10 protein-coding genes are annotated in these 18,378 nt (G+C 40.7%); 6 read left to right on the top strand and 4 right to left on the bottom strand.

Annotated elements, in window-relative coordinates; genetic code table 11:
• Positions 1-106 precede the first annotated feature (106 nt).
• The 3 genes from BW724_RS02795 to BW724_RS02785 form a co-directional block, all read right to left on the bottom strand.
• Positions 107-2,542: a penicillin acylase family protein gene (locus BW724_RS02795; protein WP_088073571.1), complete on the bottom strand. Its 2,436-nt coding sequence runs from the start codon at positions 2,540-2,542 to the stop codon at positions 107-109.
• Positions 2,543-4,045: 1,503 nt separating this feature from the next.
• The gene (locus BW724_RS02790; protein ID WP_088073570.1) at positions 4,046-5,593 is read right to left on the bottom strand and encodes a degradosome RNA helicase CshA; all 1,548 of its coding nucleotides are present in this window, start codon (positions 5,591-5,593) and stop codon (positions 4,046-4,048) included.
• Between the two features lie 425 nt (positions 5,594-6,018).
• Positions 6,019-9,309, bottom strand: coding sequence for a DEAD/DEAH box helicase (locus tag BW724_RS02785; RefSeq protein ID WP_088073569.1), 3,291 nt, complete (start codon positions 9,307-9,309; stop codon positions 6,019-6,021).
• Positions 9,310-9,563: 254 nt separating this feature from the next.
• Between BW724_RS02785 and BW724_RS02780 the strand changes: the two genes are divergently transcribed.
• The 6 genes from BW724_RS02780 to BW724_RS02755 all read left to right on the top strand — a co-directional run bounded on the left by BW724_RS02780 (position 9,564) and on the right by BW724_RS02755 (position 16,506).
• Positions 9,564-10,835: a TraB/GumN family protein gene (locus tag BW724_RS02780; protein ID WP_176371266.1), complete on the top strand. Its 1,272-nt coding sequence runs from the start codon at positions 9,564-9,566 to the stop codon at positions 10,833-10,835.
• A 625-nt stretch (positions 10,836-11,460) separates the two neighbouring features.
• The gene (locus BW724_RS02775) at positions 11,461-12,003 is read left to right on the top strand and encodes an RNA polymerase sigma factor (protein ID WP_235848878.1); all 543 of its coding nucleotides are present in this window, start codon (positions 11,461-11,463) and stop codon (positions 12,001-12,003) included.
• Positions 11,990-12,907, top strand: a complete 918-nt coding sequence (locus BW724_RS02770; RefSeq protein ID WP_088073567.1) for a stage II sporulation protein P — start codon at positions 11,990-11,992, stop codon at positions 12,905-12,907. The genes BW724_RS02775 and BW724_RS02770 overlap by 14 nt, the downstream gene beginning before the upstream one ends.
• Positions 12,908-13,139: 232 nt before the next feature.
• Complete coding sequence (locus BW724_RS02765; RefSeq protein ID WP_235848877.1) at positions 13,140-14,096, top strand: AAA family ATPase; 957 nt, start codon at positions 13,140-13,142, stop codon at positions 14,094-14,096.
• Positions 14,093-15,298, top strand: a complete 1,206-nt coding sequence (locus BW724_RS02760; protein WP_088073566.1) for a DUF58 domain-containing protein — start codon at positions 14,093-14,095, stop codon at positions 15,296-15,298. The genes BW724_RS02765 and BW724_RS02760 overlap by 4 nt, the downstream gene beginning before the upstream one ends.
• Complete coding sequence (locus BW724_RS02755; RefSeq protein WP_088073565.1) at positions 15,295-16,506, top strand: DUF4129 domain-containing protein; 1,212 nt, start codon at positions 15,295-15,297, stop codon at positions 16,504-16,506. Before BW724_RS02760 ends, BW724_RS02755 begins: the two co-directional genes overlap by 4 nt.
• Positions 16,507-17,201: 695 nt before the next feature.
• Here the strand turns inward: BW724_RS02755 and BW724_RS02750 are convergent.
• On the bottom strand, positions 17,202-18,326 hold the full coding sequence (locus tag BW724_RS02750) for a DEAD/DEAH box helicase (RefSeq protein ID WP_088073564.1): 1,125 nt from the start codon (positions 18,324-18,326) through the stop codon (positions 17,202-17,204).
• Positions 18,327-18,378: the final 52 nt, after the last annotated feature.

Raw genomic sequence — 18,378 nt, 5'->3', positions numbered from 1 at the left:
ATTGGAGGTTAGGTAATTTAACGTGTTTATGATATTAATGAACTTTTCCGATTTCATGTTTTTCATCACTATATAACAGACTGTGCTTTCACTTTTGTCAGCTGAATTACGGTTGGAACACCTTTGTTTTTACATCCGAATGCTCTTCTTTATTGTATATCATCGGAAGCAGTTCTCCTTCTGCCCACGTGTCAACTTGGTCACTGTAAAATGGAGAAAAGACTTGGCCAGATTGTCCTGGCATCAAGATATCATAAAAGGAGTCCACTGACTCTAAGTCTCCAGCAAAACGCCAACCTGCACCATGGGTCACTTGGCCAGTGCTTCTGTTATAGCCTGCAGCACCTGGAGTAGCGCCACTTCCCCCTAACTCCCACGTACCTAAATCAAATAAATAATTTAATGGCCAAACCGCACTTAAAGGATGTTCAATTGTCATCGCATGCCAACTTCCCCAGTTCCAACGATTAGGATTATCACCCTGTAATTCCTCCACAGCATTGACTGCATCTCCGAATGTTTGTCTTGCAACCTCATCTAGATTTAGTTGCTTGTCTTCATCCAAGTAAGCAAACAATACATTTTGCTCATGTTCATGCGCTTCCTGTAAAACACGATGAATGACTAAACTATGATCATATTGAAAACCAAGAAGGTCTTCAAACAAACCACTACCTAATTGGTTATACCATTGATTCCACACCAATGCGGCACCTGATTCAGGACTTTCAACGAAATCCCATTCTTTCACTTTAGCCAAAGCTCTTAATTCTAAGTCAGATAAATCCTCTTCCCCACTGTATCTTTCCAAAGCCTCTACTAAGATTGGAGCTAGAGCACGAGCTTGTGTGTTAAGGAAATCGACTTGCATTTCTTTCATTTGATCAATAGTAAATGGCACTTCATTATCGATCTGTCCTTGTATGATTTCATCTAACCTTTCCGCCCTGTACGGATAAAAGCTTCTACCAATTTCATATGGATAGTTATCGTCCACTGGTTTATTATTTGCTGTCATAATGTACCCTGATTCAGGATTAATTATTTGTGGGAGCTCCTCATTCGGTATAAATCCGTCCCACTGATAGTCAGGATCCCAACCTGGAACTGGGAATAATCCATTTGAGTTTTGACGAACAGGTAGTAGAGCCTGTCCACGATACCCGATATTTCCGCTTCGATCAGCAAACACCCAACTTAATGCTGGCGTTACGAATCCATCTAGTCCCTGCATAAATTCTTCTACATTAGTCGCACGGTTCAGTCTCAGGACACCATTGAGCTCCTCCCCAGCTTCCCTTCCAGTCCATCTTAAAGAAATAGCTTGATAAGGCGCATCACCAACAATTTTATTAATGATTGGTCCGTTTCTCGTAATTTCCACAAGTTCAACGTGAGGCTCCTCTACCCCGTCCATATAAATCAATTCTTCTATCACTGTCGCTTGCTCCCATTCACCGTCGTATAAATATAGCTGAGGGTTTTCAGGATGTACTTGCTCTAGAAATAAATCCTCTTGATCCACTGACATGGCAGTAACTCCCCAAGCCATTTCCCCGTTATGTCCTAATACAACACCAGGCACTCCAGGTACAGTAACCCCCATGGAGTGAAAGTCCCCTTCAAGATTTAAGTGCGTTTGGTACCAAACACTTGGAATCGCATGACCTAGATGGGGATCATCAGCAACTAGTGGATAGCCAGATAGGGTATGCTCGCCACTGATTGCCCAGTTATTACTTCCATTAAATTCATTTGGGGCAAATGCTGCTAAGTTCTCTAGTTTATCAAAACTAAACGGAGACTCTTCCCCATAGGTATAAATTGTCGGGAAGTTTTCATCGATATGAAACTCTGGGAAAAAATGATGTGCATCTTCCCCTAAAGTTTTCGCAATACGATAATTATCTAACTCAGAACGGAAATTTCCTGATAACGTATAACCCATATATTTCACAACGAGAGCTGTATCTTCACTAGTCCACGGTTCAGGTTCGTACCCCATTAACCGAAATTCAAGAGGCTGCTCCCCTTCTGCAAAGGCTTCTTCCATATAGGCATTGACTCCTGCAACATAAGCATCAACCATGCTACTCGTCTCAGGACTGAATTTTTCAACTAAAGCTTCCGTCTCCCGATGCATGCCGTATGTACGAAAAAATCTGTCATTGTCTAGCGCTTGTCCACCCACTACTTCCGACAATCTTCCCCCCGCCAACCGCCTCGTCATATCCATCTGAAAAAGGCGGTCCTGTGCAGTTACGTAGCCTTGTATGAAAAATAAATCCTCTAAATTTGTCGCATGGATTTGTGCAACACCACGCTCATCACGATGAACAGTGACCTCCCCCTCTAATTGGCTTATTTGTGTGACCCCCTCTAAATTAGGGTGACTTTTCGATACGAACCAATAGCCAACTAATGCGGCAGATAGCAATAGAAATAAAATAATACCAACAATCCATACTGTTACTTTGACCCATTTTCTTCTGAAAAAACTCTGTTTATTGAACGAAATTGGTGATGATGGAACTGTTTGCATTCTTACTAGCACCCCCGTTTTCTATCTTTAGCTTTCCATTAATTGTTTCTATAAAAGGTAGAATATTTCCTTTATTCAAATAATAATTAGTTCTGGGGGGGAATGGGAATTGTATTAGACATCTCTCCCTGACGTATGCGGAGCGAGGATCTAGGTAATGAGCGTTTGCTTTTGCTCAGAGAATTCGTTATTTCGGTGTCTTATTGACAGATTAATTTGTTTTTTAATGCAAACTGGCGTTATTCAGGCTTCTTATTGACTGATTCCTTTGCTAAAACATCAAATCTGCCGGTATTACCCGCGCTTATTGACAGATTTGCGTTTTCGAGGATCAAAACTGTCGGTAATCCTTGCTCTTATCGACAGTTTTGCGTTTTCGAGGATCAAACCTGTCGGTAATCCCTGCTCTTATCGACAGTTTTCCGTTTTCGAGGATCAAAACTGCCGGTAGTCAATGCTCTTATTGACAGTTTTGCGTTCTCAAGGATCAAAACTGCCGTTATTCCTTGCTCTTATCGACCGTTTTGCGTTTTCGAGGATCAAAACTGCCGTTATTCCTTGCTCTTATCGACAGTTTTGCGTTTTCGAGGATCAAAACTGCCGTTATTCCATGCTCTTATTGACAGTTTTGCGTTTTCGAGGATCAAAACTGCCGTTATTCCATGCTCTTATTGACAGTTTCCTTTCCCAAATCATCAAAACTGCCGTTATTCAGGCTTCTTATTGACAGATTCCTTTCCCAAATCATCAAAACTGCCGTTATTCCATGCTCTTATCGACAGTTTTGAGTTTTCGAGGATCAAAACTGTCGGTAATCCTTGCTCTTATCGACAGTTTTGCGTTTTCCTACATCAAAACTGTCGGTATTCCTTGCTCTTATTGACAGTTTTACGTTTTCGAGGATCAAAACTGCCGGTATTCCATGCTCTTATCGACAGTTTTCGTTTTCCTACATCAAAACTGTCGGTATTCCTTGCTCTTATTGACAGTTTTACGTTTTCGAGGATCAAAACTGCCGGTATTCCATGCTCTTATCGACAGTTTCCTTTCCCAGATCTTCCAATCTGTCGGTAATCCTTGCTCTTATCGACAGATTTGCGTTTTCGAGGATCAAAACTGCAGTTATTCCATGCTCTTATCGACAGTTTCCTTTCCCAAATCATCAAAACTGCCGTTATTCCATGCTCTTATTGACAGTTTCCTTTCCCAAATCATCAAATCTGTCGGTATTACCCGCGCTTATCGACAGTTTTGCGTTTTCGAGGATCAAAATTGTCGGTATTCCTTGCTCTTATTGACAGTTTTACGTTTTCGAGGATCAAAACTGCCGGTATTCCATGCTCTAATCGACAGTTTCCTTTCCCAAAACATCAAATCTGCCTTAGATCACCTATACCAAAAATCTCGTTAGTTACGTTATCATTCCTATGCGCATAAAAAAAGCCGCGGATTGTACAAACCAATCCACGGCCTTATTACCTACTTCAACATATTTACTTCTGTTTACTTCTGTTTACTCCTGTTTCCTCCGCCACTGCGATTTCCACCGCCACCGCGATTGCCACCACGGTCGTCTCGATCATTCGAACGTTTTTTAGCATTTATTTTCATATCAAAGCCTTTGCCGCCACGGTCTTTTCTTCTTCTTTGACCACTACCGCCACGTTGGCCACCGCCACTACGTCCGCCGCGATTTCCACCACGGTCATCTCGCTTTGGCTTGTGCTTAGAACGTACAGGAGCTTCTCCTGTAATTTTTACTGGTGTTTTACTTGGCTCTTTCGTAACCATTTTTAAAGCGGCAGTAATGAGCGTTACTGGATCATGCGTATCAAGTAATTGTCTTGCTGCTTTTTCAAGCTGTTTATTTGCATCATCTTCAATAGCAGAAGCTAGATTTTCAACAGCCTCTTGATGTCTACCTGTTAGGGCGTCATCGTAAGTTGGCCTTGGAACTTGCTTCATTTTTTGCTTCGTGCTTTGTTCAATATACTGTAAGTGGTCTTTTTCCTTTGGTGTTGAAAAACTATAGGAAACACCTTTTTTACCAGCACGGCCAGTTCTTCCGATACGGTGAACATAGCTTTCAGCATCTTGCGGTAAGTCGAAATTAATAACGTGAGTAACATTGTTCACATCTAGACCACGTGCAGCAACATCTGTTGCAACCATGACGTCGATAGCTCCACGCTTGAATTTACGGATAACTTGGTCACGTCGCTCCTGCTTAAGGTCACCATGTAAGCCGTCAACGGCAAATCCGCGGATACTTAATGATTCTGTTAACTCATCAACACGACGTTTCGTACGACCAAAGATGATCGCAAGCTCAGGCGTTTCCATATCTAACAAGTTACAAAGTGTATCAAACTTCTCTTTTTCAGGAAGTACAATATATCTTTGTTCAATATTTTCTACAGTTAACTGCTTTGCCTGTACTTTAACGTTAACAGGGTTTTTCATGAACCTGTCTGCAATCGTTTTTAGCTTTGGAGGCATCGTAGCAGAAAACATCAGCATTCTTCGCTCAGTAGGAACTTCTTGAAGAATCGTTTCAATATCTTCAATGAACCCCATGCTTAACATCTCATCAGCTTCGTCTAAAACAACGATATTTAAGTATTCAGGACGAATTGTTTTTCTTCTCATATGATCCATGTATCGACCTGGTGTTGCTACAATAATTTGAGGACGTCTCTTAAGGGCAGTAATCTGCCTTCCAATATCTTGTCCACCATAAATCGGGAGTGCACGTACACCTTTAAAACGTCCCAATTTATTAAGCTCTTCTGCTACTTGTATTGCAAGTTCGCGTGTCGGTGTTAAAACTAACGCTTGGGGATGCTTTTCTTCCACTGTAGCTTGTTCAATACAAGGAATCCCGAAAGCGACAGTTTTTCCTGTCCCTGTCTGTGCCTGTCCAATAATGTCTTGTCCTTCTTTACTTAGTGGTATAACTTGCTCTTGAATGGGAGTTGTTTCTTCAAATCCCATTGCGTCCACTGCACGAAGAATGGACTCCTCAATTTCTAACTCTCTAAATAGTGCCAATTTAACTTGCTCCTTTATTTATATATTTCAATACTTTGCCTTTATTGATTTAAAAATTTATATATGCTTATTATTTATCCATTAAAAAGAACCTATTCCCTCACTGTACAGAATAGGTCCTTTTCCTGTTTTGTGATGTAATTCTTCGTAACTATGTTCCGCACATGCTTTTACAGCACTGTTTTAAATCAACTAGCCAACTATACCATAAATTGCTAGCAATAGCGAGAACTATTCGATTTTTAATCTGACTCACTAAAAGTATTTATAATTTAAGAATTGAGTTACATTAATTAAAGAATTCGTATAGATGTGTTGATGAACCCTGGGCAAACTCGTTTTCCGCGGGCGGCTGGTAAGCTTCCTCATGCTTCTTCTCTGACATTTCACTGCTACTCATACGCCTACCACAGGTGTCCCACCGTCTACAGCCCCAATAAATCTTCAATATCTTCTTTGGACAGGGAGGATATCATTGTTTCACCAGGTTGGATGACCCGGTCTAATAGCTCCCGTTTTTGTCCTTGAAGCTTATGGATTTTTTCTTCGATCGTACCTGTTGTAATCAATTTCGTTACTTCCACCACGTTTTTTTGTCCAAAACGGTATACGCGGTCTGCAGCTTGCTCCTCTACTGCAGGATTCCACCATGAGTCAAATAATATAACTGTATCTCCACCAGTTAGATTTAGTCCTGTGCCCCCAGCTTTTAAGGAAATGAGGAATAGCTCCTTCTCCCCATTATTAAAACGGTCAGCTAGTTCCACCCGTTCCCTTGCTGGCGTTGAACCATCTAGGTAGTGATAATCCCAGCCATAATCAACCAACCTCTCCTTGATCAAGCCTAGCATTTGGGTGAATTGACTGAATAAGACAACACGACGTCCAGAGGCGATTGCTTCCTCCAAATACTCAAAGAGACGCTCCATTTTTCCAGAACCACCATCGTAGTCTTTGATGAACAGACTTGGGTGACAGCAGATCTGACGCAACCGCGTTAAACCAGCAAGGATTTTAATTCGGTTTTCTTGGAAAGCATTATCATTAATTGCTTCCTTCGCATCATTTTGAATGAGACGTAATTGAGCTAAATACGTTTTCTTCTGTTGATCTGTCAACTCTGTATATTGGACCGACTCCATTTTTTCAGGAAGCTCTGTTAAAACATCTTTCTTCAATCTTCTCAAAACAAATGGTCGAACACGCTTAGCGATCTTCTCTTGATTCATCACTTTATAGGCAGATTTATTCTTAAATAACCCTGGTAAAACAAGGTCAATGATGGAGTAAAGTTCATTTAAAGAGTTTTCAATAGGCGTTCCGCTTAAAGCAAATGTATGCTTTGCCTTAATCCCTTTCACAGCCTTAGACGTTTTCGTCCAATCATTTTTAATATACTGCGCTTCGTCTAAAATTAAAGTCGAGAACTCTCGATCCATATAGGATTCTAAATCTCTCCTAATTAGGGGATAGGAAGTAATCCACACTTCTTTTTCATCAGCAAGCTTAAAGGCTTCTTGCCGTTCAGCAACCGTACCACTTATGACAACGGTAGAAAGTTCTGGAGCAAAGCGTTCAATCTCTTTTTGCCAGTTATAGACGAGACTGGAAGGACAAATGATTAAAGTTTTGCCCATAGCCCCATCGTTACGCTCTTTCAAAGCCACTAAGTAGGTGATCATCTGCAACGTTTTTCCAAGTCCCATGTCGTCTGCAAGAATGCCGCCAAAACCATAGTGGGATAAAGAAGATAACCACTGAAACCCTACCTTCTGATAATCACGCAATACGTTTTCCAGTGAAACGGGCACCTCCACATCCACTTCCTCAGGATTCATGATCTGCTCCACAAGACCTCGAAATGCTTTTCCTTTCTTCACATGAAAGCCATTTTCCTCTGTAAGATGAAACGCCTTTAATAACGGCATATTTATTTGATGATGAACATCTGGTCCCTTTACGTCGAGCTCCTCCATCATTCCCTTCATTTGTTGGAATTCCGTTTCTTGAAGATTGATAAAGGAACCTGTGGACAATTTATAATACTTTTTATTTGCCATTAATGCCTCTAAAACTTGATCTACTTCGTCCTCAGCAATACCTTCCATCTTGAATTCCACATCGAGTAAATTAAGCCGCTCATTTGCGTCCACTTCTATGGACGGGCGCTCCTGCGGTTCATACATCAAGCCCTTCACATGCGATGTCGCATAAACATCCAGTAATTCAGACATTGCTGGTAGAATATCCATCACAAAATCGAGTATGTCATCAAACTCATCTAAATATAATTCTTTACCATTATATTTAAACGGCACCTTTTCCACATGAGATAAAATAAACAGCTCCTTCTCCACATCCCTTACTGTCACTTTTCCATTGAAATGATCCGATGACTCGAATGGAGAATACTGCTCCTCCCCATACTGAAATAATAATTCCGCCGTTAGACGACTTTCTTGATAATCGACATAGAGCTTCCCTTTCAATGGAGCAATATGAATTTTTTCCCTAACAGCCTCATTTACGTCCACTTCTCCTATACTCTTTAACTGAGGAAGAACAAGGGAGGCGAAATTCTCAAGTTGATCCTGAGTGATCGTTACCTCGGCTGGGTGGGTGTCAGCTAAATGCATCATTAAATGATTAATCGCATCCCCTTGCCCTTCTTCAAGCTCATAAAAAATGCCGCGGTGAAAAATCACATTGTAATCAGGTCCAAAAAAGCATATGTCCTCTTCGTTTTCCCACTTGAAGTGAAATTGACCCTTATATTTTTCAGAATCTGTTATAGAAAATGTCAACGGCAGCTTTCCATTTACATATTCAAAGCCTTTATAATCAAATCCATGTACATCGACGATTACATCCCTGCCCTGAAGCATTTCTAATAGCTCAGTAATGACTGGTGCAGGTATTTCCAGTGTCCGACTGTCCTCACTGTAATTTCTCCGCGTAAAAAACTCTTGTCGATGGTCATTACGAAGATGGTAGATTCGCCACAACCATTTTAAGATCATTTCATCTTCTTCTGTAAAAACATAATCTGCAGGGTCATACGTAAATAGCTTCGCAAACTTAAGTGTCTGGTCCTCTTGATATGTTCGCAAAAATTCTTTTAAATTTTTCACAACGTAAAGTCGTTTCGGTCCAATCTTCAACTCTATTTCCATGGAACCATTAAGATGGCGATACATTTTCGGAAATAGCTTTAAGTGATATTCAACCTGTAACGTTTCCCGTTCATGGTATGATTCTTGTTTTTTCATGTACATTTGCTGAAAAGATGATATTAATTCCTTTGCTTTCCGCTCTTCTATAAAACCTACGTTATGAATATGACGCACCTTCCCCTTTTGGTTCCCATCTTCTTTATTCGGATCACTATTCTTGAAAAGAGAAACAGTATTACTATCAGACTGTTGCACCAATTGTTTAATCTCATATAAGACGGCCACAATATGCTTACATATCCCCGGAAATTCATCAAAGGCAGGACACGAGCATGCAAAGCCACTAATTTCTTGCTCCTTGCCCACTTTGATATTCACCATATACCGTTCTGTTCCAATGACCGTTGCTTGATAGCTTTCCCTATCCATATCCCAGTGGAGACCATGAACGTCACCACGGTAAAAATAATTTCTCCCGCGTCGCATCACTGCCTTACTACAATGTTTCGTTATTTCCGTCTCTGAAATTTGATTAACTTTCATTTCATTCACCCTGCTCCCACGAAGTCACACTTTTTTATCCATTCTTTCATTGTAACAAGATTTGTATTCGAGAATAAAAGATTTTTACTAATTTATTTTTAGGATGCCACGATATTCGGTCTTGTTCTTTTTGAAACCTAATTATTGGTAAATACGTATGTTATCTATGTAGAGGATCAATTACAATATTATATAAGAAGACAAAGATAAAATCATTGTTATCTGTGTTGTCTATGGAGAGGATGGGAATTTCATTGAAAAAAGGGTTACTCACATTATTTTCACTATTTATGATATTACTTATGTTAGGGTGTACGTCAACTGTTTCCCAACAACTAGAGTTTGAGGATCAAGGTTTAGCCGATGCCGTCGAGGACGCTAGTAATACCGAAGGGGAACTTACTGCTGAGGTTGCAGAAGAGATTACAACGTTAGATGCATCTGACAGGGGGATTACAAGTTTAGGAGGAATTGAATATTTAACTGCCTTGGAAGAACTTAATCTCGATGGGAATAGCATTGAAGACCTTACAATTCTTACAGAGTTAGAAAACCTACAATCCCTATCAGTGAAAGGGAATCCTCATGTACTTGATAAGCTGGACACTGCATTTTTACCATTAATAGAATTAGAGGAAAATGGTGTTCTCGTAGCATATGAAGAAGAAGAGGAAGCAATTGTTTTCGATGGTGACGGGCCAAGGCCAGAAGGAGTCTTTTATAAAGTTGAGGAAGGATCCAATACTGTTTACCTATTAGGTTCCATTCATGTTGGGACAGAGGATCTCTATCCATTACATGAATCCATCGATGCCGCGTTTTATGAATCTGATTATTTAGCTGTTGAACTGGATATTACGGATATTGATGAGATAGCCGTCACGCAATTTATGATGCAGCACGGAATGTATACGGACGGCTCTACATTGCAGGAGAAAATTGGTGATGATGCCTACAATGAGCTTGTTACTTATGTACAACCATATGGTCTCGACGCGCAATCACTCAACATATTTAAGCCCTGGGTTGCGATGGACTTGTTAACAACGATTTTAGCTGAGGAAGCAGGGTTTTACACTGAGCTCGGTGTTGATTTGTATTTTCTAGAGCACCCCGTTCATGACGTGGAGGTCATTCCACTTGAGACAATGGAACAGCAATTAAGCACAATGCTCGTCATGTCTGATGAATCCCAAGCTGAGGATCTTATCTCCACTATTGAAGCTTTCGATGAAGGTGTTGAAGAACTCCATCAATTAATGGATATTTGGATAAATGGAGATATAGATGTGTTGAAAGCCATGCGTACATTGGAAGACGATGCAAGTGATGAATACAAGGAATATATGCAAGCAATGACCGACGACCGTGATGAGTTGATGGCGGAAAAAATTGAAGAATTCCTACTCACCGACAGTGACGAAACTTACTTTGTTGTCGTAGGGGCAATGCATCTTGTTGGGGAAAAAAGCATTATCGGGCTTCTCCAAAGTGCTGGTTACGACGTCGTGCCTGGAATTCAATAGTAAGATCTATTTTAACCTTATTGTCGTTTCGAGTGTGGGAAATTTAGAACGAGTTTAGTAAACTTTTGCACCATTTCATTTTCGGAGGCTCTGTTAAATGTTAATGTTGATGGGAAGATTCGTTGATTCGGTGGTGCGTCGATGCATCGAGGCGAGGATTCCACGAAAAAATCAACATAAAAGTTTAGCAGGGCCTTTCATTTTCTGATAAATTGGCTACTTTTATAGAATGTGGCTTTCTTGCACGCTGAGAAACTGTATTTTTGCGCGAAATTTCCGTATTCTTTGACCCGGACTTCTGTTCACGCGCGGGATTCAGTTTTTACGCTCGGGTTTGAGGCTTCCACCCGAGGGATTTCGGGTTCTACGCGCCGATTTTCACTACTTACGCGCCAGATTCAGGCTCCTACGCGCCATGTACATAATTTCGCCACATTTCCGAACTAACGAAATATATAACCTAGCAGCATAATATCCGTATTCCAGATTCCATTTCATCTACTAAATTTTTTGTAACCTTTATACAACCTCAAACGAACTATATACGAAGAACCAAAGAACAGAGGACAAGAGGACGACATGGCAAGATTAAAAGATGCCACAGAATAAGGGGATGGTGCAAATTGTGATTGATCTAGATAATCTCGAAGACACAATCGAAAGAATCTATGAGCAATATTATCTTGATGTGTACAAGTTTCTCGTGTCATTTACTGGCAACCAAAGTGATGCGGAGGATTTAACACAAGATGTTTTTATCAGAGTGCTAAAGTCGTTACCGAAATTTAATGAGCACTACAAACTAAAAACATGGGTTTTATCCATCGCAAAACACACCGCAATCGACCATTTTCGGAAAAAGAAGTTTTATTCTTTGTTTGAGGACAACTTTTTCAAACAGCTTTTATCTAAGGAAAAGCAACCTGATGAAATCGCAGAAAACCTTGAAAAAAGAACGGAAATTAACACTGCCCTCACCACGCTAAAGCCTCAATATCGTATGGTCTTTATTCTGAGGGGAGTCAATGAGTATTCCATTAAAGAGACAGCTGAAATCATGGATTGGAGCGAAGCAAAAGTAAAGGTCACATACCATCGCGCCCTAAAAAAGCTAAAGGAAGAGCTCATGGGGAAATCGAAGGGGGTTTTAGAAAATGCAAACTGTTAAAGAATTTCTCACACGCTTTAAGAATTCCGAAGCACTAGTCCCGAGACAGTCATTCGTCCATGATACAAAGAGCTATTTGAAGATAGAAGCAGCAAGACTTGAACGGAAAAACAAGGTTAAGAAACTCAGCTACATTTTTTTTAGCACAGCGGCAGTTGCATCCTTCGCACTGTGGCTGACCCTATTAGGCGGTGTACAAACAATAGGGAATACTAGTAGTAGTCTCATGAATCAGTTTGTCGTACCCTTTGTGGATAGTAGTGGTAATGACGATGAGGAGCCGCTTATATTCGTCTATCATACTCACTCGACGGAATCCTACCTCCCCCTCCTATCAGGTGACAAGGCCCCTGAAGCTGCATTTGATGATGAAATAAACGTCACCCTAGTTGGGGATAAATTAGCGGCTACTCTTGAGGAAAGCGGAGTACCTGCCCTCCATGACAACACTAATATAACTGCCGAGCTTCAAGAAAGGGAGTTAGGTTACGAGGACTCCTACAATGTCTCAAGGGAAATTGTAGATACTGCATTAAAGGAACATGGCGAGATAAAAATGATATTTGATGTGCACCGTGATACACAATCAAGAAGGAACACTACAGCGACGGTCGAAGGTGTTGAAATGGCTCAAATACTATTTATCGTTTCTAGTAGCAGCCAGCTATACGAAGAGAACCTTGCCTTTGCCACACAACTGCATGATGCGTTGGAAGCTTCACATCCTGGACTTTCCCGTGGTGTGTTCGATCCAGGTGGAGGTCCAGAAAGGTCCAACCCATACAATTTAGATTTACACCCACAAAGCACCCTCATTGAAATCGGTGGCGTCCATAACACACTAGAAGAAGTAAACCGCTCCGTTGAAGTATTAGCTGATGTGATTACAGAATTCATTCAATAACCAAAACAATACGAGAGTTCCTGATTCGGCAACAATCAGGAACTTTTTGTTTCGTAAACATTTTGACTCTGTGAAAACTGAAGTTGAAATGGGATATGCCAGTACACTACTAATTAAAAGTACTTTCATGCATGAAGTTCATAAAAATACTCATAAAAGTCCCCTACCTCCCGAAAAAGTAAGTCATTTACAGTATAATAGTTTTATTACTACTAAACAGGGGTGGGATACGTTGCCGAAACAACAAGAAAAGCTTTTGAAGCTGAAAGAATCCATTGGAAAAGTGTTAGTTGGGAAAGAGGAGATTGTAGAACTTGTCATGATAGCTATGATTAGTAAAGGAAATATACTCCTTGAGGATGTTCCTGGTACGGGAAAAACTATGTTGGCTAAAACGCTCGCGAAGTCCATTTCCCTCGACTTCCGTAGAATCCAGTTTACACCTGATGTCCTACCAAGTGATGTAACTGGAATCCAGTTTTACAATCCAAAGGATAAAGTTTTCGAAATGCGTCCTGGTCCAGTGATGACTAACATACTCCTCGCAGATGAAATCAACAGGGCCACACCACGAACCCAATCAAGCTTATTGGAAGTCATGGAGGAAGGACAAGTGACCATTGATGGACAAACCTTGCCACTACCGAAGCCGTTTATCGTCATCGCCACACAGAATCCAGTAGAATCTCAACAAGGTACTTTCTCGTTGCCTGAAGCACAAATGGATCGGTTCATGATGCAGATTAAGGTAGGATATCCGACATACGAGCAAGAGCATCTCATGATGAATATGTACAAGGAAGAGCAACCTTTTGAGTCCATCACACCAATACTAACAATCGATGAAATGCTAGAGATGCAACATGAGATTCGCCATGTAAACATGTCAGATCCAGTCCAGAACTATGTGTTATCTATCATCCGTGCTACTAGGGAATCGAAAGAGGTTGAAGTCGGTGTCAGTCCTAGGGGAACCATTGCTTTTATGCGTAGCTTACAGGCGAGGGCTTATCTACATGGCCGTAACTATATCACACCAAAAGATGTGCAGATGTTAGCACCTTTTGTTCTGTGCCATCGACTCGTTTTAAGCATCGACAGCTCACTAAGGTATACAAAGGCAGATGTCTTACAAGGCATTTTGGAAAAAATTATTGTCCCTGTTGAAGCTGGAGCTGTGGAGGAATGACACAATGGAGAAAAGAGATTCAATTTAAAAATAGTTATTATATCTTAACTTATATTGTCCCTTTTCTGGCAATCATTTCGTTTTTTTCAAATGAAAGATTTTTATTTAGCCTGACTATTTTATTGTTGTTAGCACTTGGCGTAAATGCACATTATATGACTTATGTATCGAAGAAAATTATTATTCCTGGAGAGAAGTTTACAAAGCGTTTGTTTATAGGGGATGAAGCTAACCTATTGGTTCCGTTCGAAAATAGAGGAAAGATTCCTATTTTCCGAGTGAAAGCTAACTTATTTTTATTCGATGTGGATAAGTCAATTGAAGTCATAGAAGAACAAGGCACAAAGCAGCACATGACAAACTATGAGTATCCCTTTGCTATCTCCCCTTTTTCTAGGAGAACAATCAACATGCAAGGGAAGGCACTCAAGAGAGGGACTGCTGAGCTTCGAACCATTGAACTAAGAGTGTCAGATTTATTTCTATTTGGTCATATGAAACTATATTATGAAGGGCCATTTAGGGGAGAGCTCGTCGTTTATCCAAAGCCTTTGCCTATAAAGGGATTTGAGCAAATGGTGCAACAGGAGAAAGGTGATTATTTTCAACCTTACTCTCTTCATGAAGAAATGCTCATGAGAGGAAACAGACAATATGTGTCAGAGGACCCTTTTAATCGAATCAATTGGAAGGCGACTGCAAAAACCGATCAACTTCAAACAAAAATGTATGAAAAGGTCATAAAATCCCAATGGACATTTGTGTTAAACATACGAAATGAGAATAGGGCTCACCCTACTATAGAAAACTTGGAAGAGGTCCTGAGTCACGTTGCATATGCATCCCACTTTGCAACAAGACACCGAATTTCATTTGAATTATTCATTAATCTAAGGGTTCCGGGCTCAAAATATGGACTACATATTTCAGCCGGTGAAGGTGATAAACACCTCACAAGGGTGCTGGAAACATTAGCTCGCATTCGGAAGTCAAACCTTTCTGTCCCTTCTGATCATTTATTATCATACGTTTTCAAGGAGAGAATAACGCCTCCCCTTATCTTGCACTTCGGAGCTGTTAGTGAAGCTGAAGAACAAGAGTATCGGGCATGCATGCAGCGAGGTGGGAGAGTGTTTTACGTAAATACGGAGGAGAGTGAAGCAGTTTTAAGTGCTGTCAGTAACAAGGAGAGGATTTCATGAAAAAGTGGCACTTGGAAGTTAGTCGCTGGTTAAGTTTTTCATTAGATATGACACTTCTTTACTTACTAATAGCTCCACTCTATATCACAGAAGGAAGGTTCCCACCTTTGTTTTCCTTTCTCCTGTTAACCATTTGTGGATTTGGCATCACAATGATTATAGTAAGGAGAATTAACAAGAAATGGGTGTTGTTAAGCTTCCTTTTCATCATCGGGGTTGCCTTACTTTTGAGTTTCCATCTTGTCCTAGCTATCTTTCTTGCGATGGTATTGACCTGGCGCGGTCTCGCCTATATGGAGCATCATGAGCAAACGAACCAAGTCGCTGTGTTCTTTGTAACTTTCCTTTTCGGAATACTATATTATATTTTGTTTCATTCCTTTGAGGGGATCGTTGGCGTTTTGGTCATCATCTACATTCAATTCCTACTGCTTCTTTTTTCAAAAATGGTAAGCGCAAGCATGCAATCAGGTTTGACTGCAAAGCAAATATCCTATCAGATCAAATGGACACTCGGTGGTCTCTGTTCCATTGCAGGGGTTGCAATTATCGCAGGACTTGGACAACCAGCGATCAGAGAAGCAGTGACATTCCTTTGGAGCAGTTTCCTTTCCATCATAAGTTATTTAGCTGCACCGCTTCTTAGCGTGTTAGGACGGGTGTTTCTGCCTGATGCCGAAATTGAAACTGATATATTTGATAGTGAGGAAAGTGGGGGTGAGACTGGTAATATGCAGATGGGGCTCGATGAATATGTTGAAGCCTCCTATGCAGGACCTATGTTTCTAGCCATCTTCTTTCTGATAATCCTGTTCTTAATCATTCGCAGTATTCTTAACTTCAGAAGGCTACAACCTGAACGTATTGCAGTTGAAGGACTCGAGGAACGATCGTTAGCTACAGCTGATAATTTTTTTAACAAAAAATTCTTTGCTCCTGATGATGTTGTTAGGCGGCGATTGTTTCAACTTGAACGGAGACTCAGTAGGATGGGATTGGGAAGGAAACGTAATGAAACTGTTGATGACTGGTTTGCTAGATTACCTGGGGACGCTGAGATCAAGGGTCAAGTTATAGATACGTATGAAAAAGTCAGATACGGCGAGGAAGATGTTGCCCGAAAAGAAAGAGCCGCTTTTAAAGCAGCCATAAAAGTGTTGATAAAACAAATAGATAAGGCGAGGAAAGAGAGCGAGACAGATAATTAGCTGACTGAGTCTTTTGAGAGCGCGGGTTTTTGGAGTGTTTTTCTGTTTTTGGTGTGTTGCGCGGTTTTTTTGAGTGCTGCGAGGTCTTTTTGAATGCAACGCTGGTAATTGTGTGTTGCGCTGTATTTTTGAGTCTTGCGGGGTTATTACTGGACTGTTTTTATTGGAAAAAATAATTCTGTGGTTATTGCCATGGCTTATTGACAGGTTTCTGTGGAGAAAACGGAAATCTGTCTTTATTATCTTCTTTAATTGATAGTTTCCAGTGGAAAAATCTTAAATCTGTCGGTATCACCTTCTTTAATCGACAGTTTCCAATTGAATATTCTCAAATCTGTCGGTATTACCTTCTTTAATCGACAGTTTCCAGTGGAAAATTCTCAAATCTGTCGGTATCAGCTTCTTTAATCGACAGTTTCCAGTGGAAAATTCTCAAATCTGTCAGTATTACCTCACCTTTTTGACCCTTTCCAGTGGATAAAACAAAAATCTGTGTTATCACCAGTTAAGCTAACAGTTTTCCATACAAAAAAGAGGTCGTCCAAAAAAATCACGATCAGGACGACCTCTCACTTTATAACTATGACTTTCTAAGTATTAACAATTCCATTTTTTGATCCAGTCCCGGTTCCGAATCCCGCCCAGAACCAACAACCACCAAACAGCAACACCAAAACATCTCCAAATCCAGCACCCTATATTAACTCACCTTTATACAAGCGCCTCTCTTCCATCGTCAATCCCAATTCCTCACCAATCCGAAGCAGCTTCTTCACCTCATAATCAGCCAAAATGGAAATGACAGTACCACCTTCACCAGCCCTGCCAGTTCTACCAGCTCGGTGCGTGTACTGACGAGCCTCTTTCGGCACTTCAAGCTGAATCACATGGTTCAGGCCTTTTATATCAAGGCCCCTGGAAGCTACATCTGTTGTCAGTAATAAAGGAAACTTACTCTCCCTGAACTGCTTCAAGGACCTTTCCCGCTCCTGCTTCGACACTTCACTGTGGAGAACGCCCAGTGGGAGACCTTGATACTCAAGTTTTGCTGCATAAACAGACAACACATCGATATTATTAGAAAAAACTAAAGCGCGCATATTCTCCAGGTTCATTAACTTCCTCAAAACAGAGATTTTATCCCGTTCTTCACAAACGATATAAACGTGCTCCACATGCCCTGCAGATTCTGATTCACCAACTCGAATGAGCGTAGGATCCTTCATTCTCTCCCTAGCTTTCTCCTCCACTTCACTGCTTAAAGTTGCGGAAAAAACAAGTAGCTGCCTATCCTTTAATGTTGATTTTATAATTTGATCAACCGTTTTTACATGCTCGTTTGAAAAAACTTGATCCCCTTCATCTAACACAACCGTACGAACCTCGTGCATTTTTAATTTTTTCATTTGAATTAGTTCTTGAACCCTGCCTGGAGTCCCCACGATAATATGGGGCTTCTTTTTTAATTTATCAAGCTGTCTTTTTACATTCGCTCCACCAATTAGGGAAGCGCGCTCGATCCCACTACCGATAGACCAGATGCGAATTTCCTCCATGATTTGCATCACTAATTCCTTTGATGACGCAAGAATCACAGCTTGTACATCTTTTTTTGAAACGTCGATTTTATTTAATATTGGCAAAAGGAATGCCAAAGTTTTTCCCGTACCAGTAGGGGATTCTGCAATCACGTCTCCCCCTTCAAGAATGGTTGGAACTGCTTTTTCCTGTATTGCTGTCGGTTGGGTAAAATTAGAATTTCTCCAAGCCTCTTGTAAAAATGGCTGTAAACTCGGTATGATAGACCATGTGTTACTCATTGCTTATCTCCTTTTTCGCATAACGTTTTTATGTATTGAGTTTACCGCAATC

Origin of the sequence: Litchfieldia alkalitelluris (genome assembly GCF_002153425.1) — a bacterium.
In the GTDB taxonomy this organism is placed as follows: Bacteria; Bacillota; Bacilli; order Bacillales; family Salisediminibacteriaceae; genus Evansella; species Evansella alkalicola.
The sequence above is the reverse complement of the archived record's forward strand: the minus strand, read 5'-3'. Positions and strand labels throughout refer to the sequence as shown.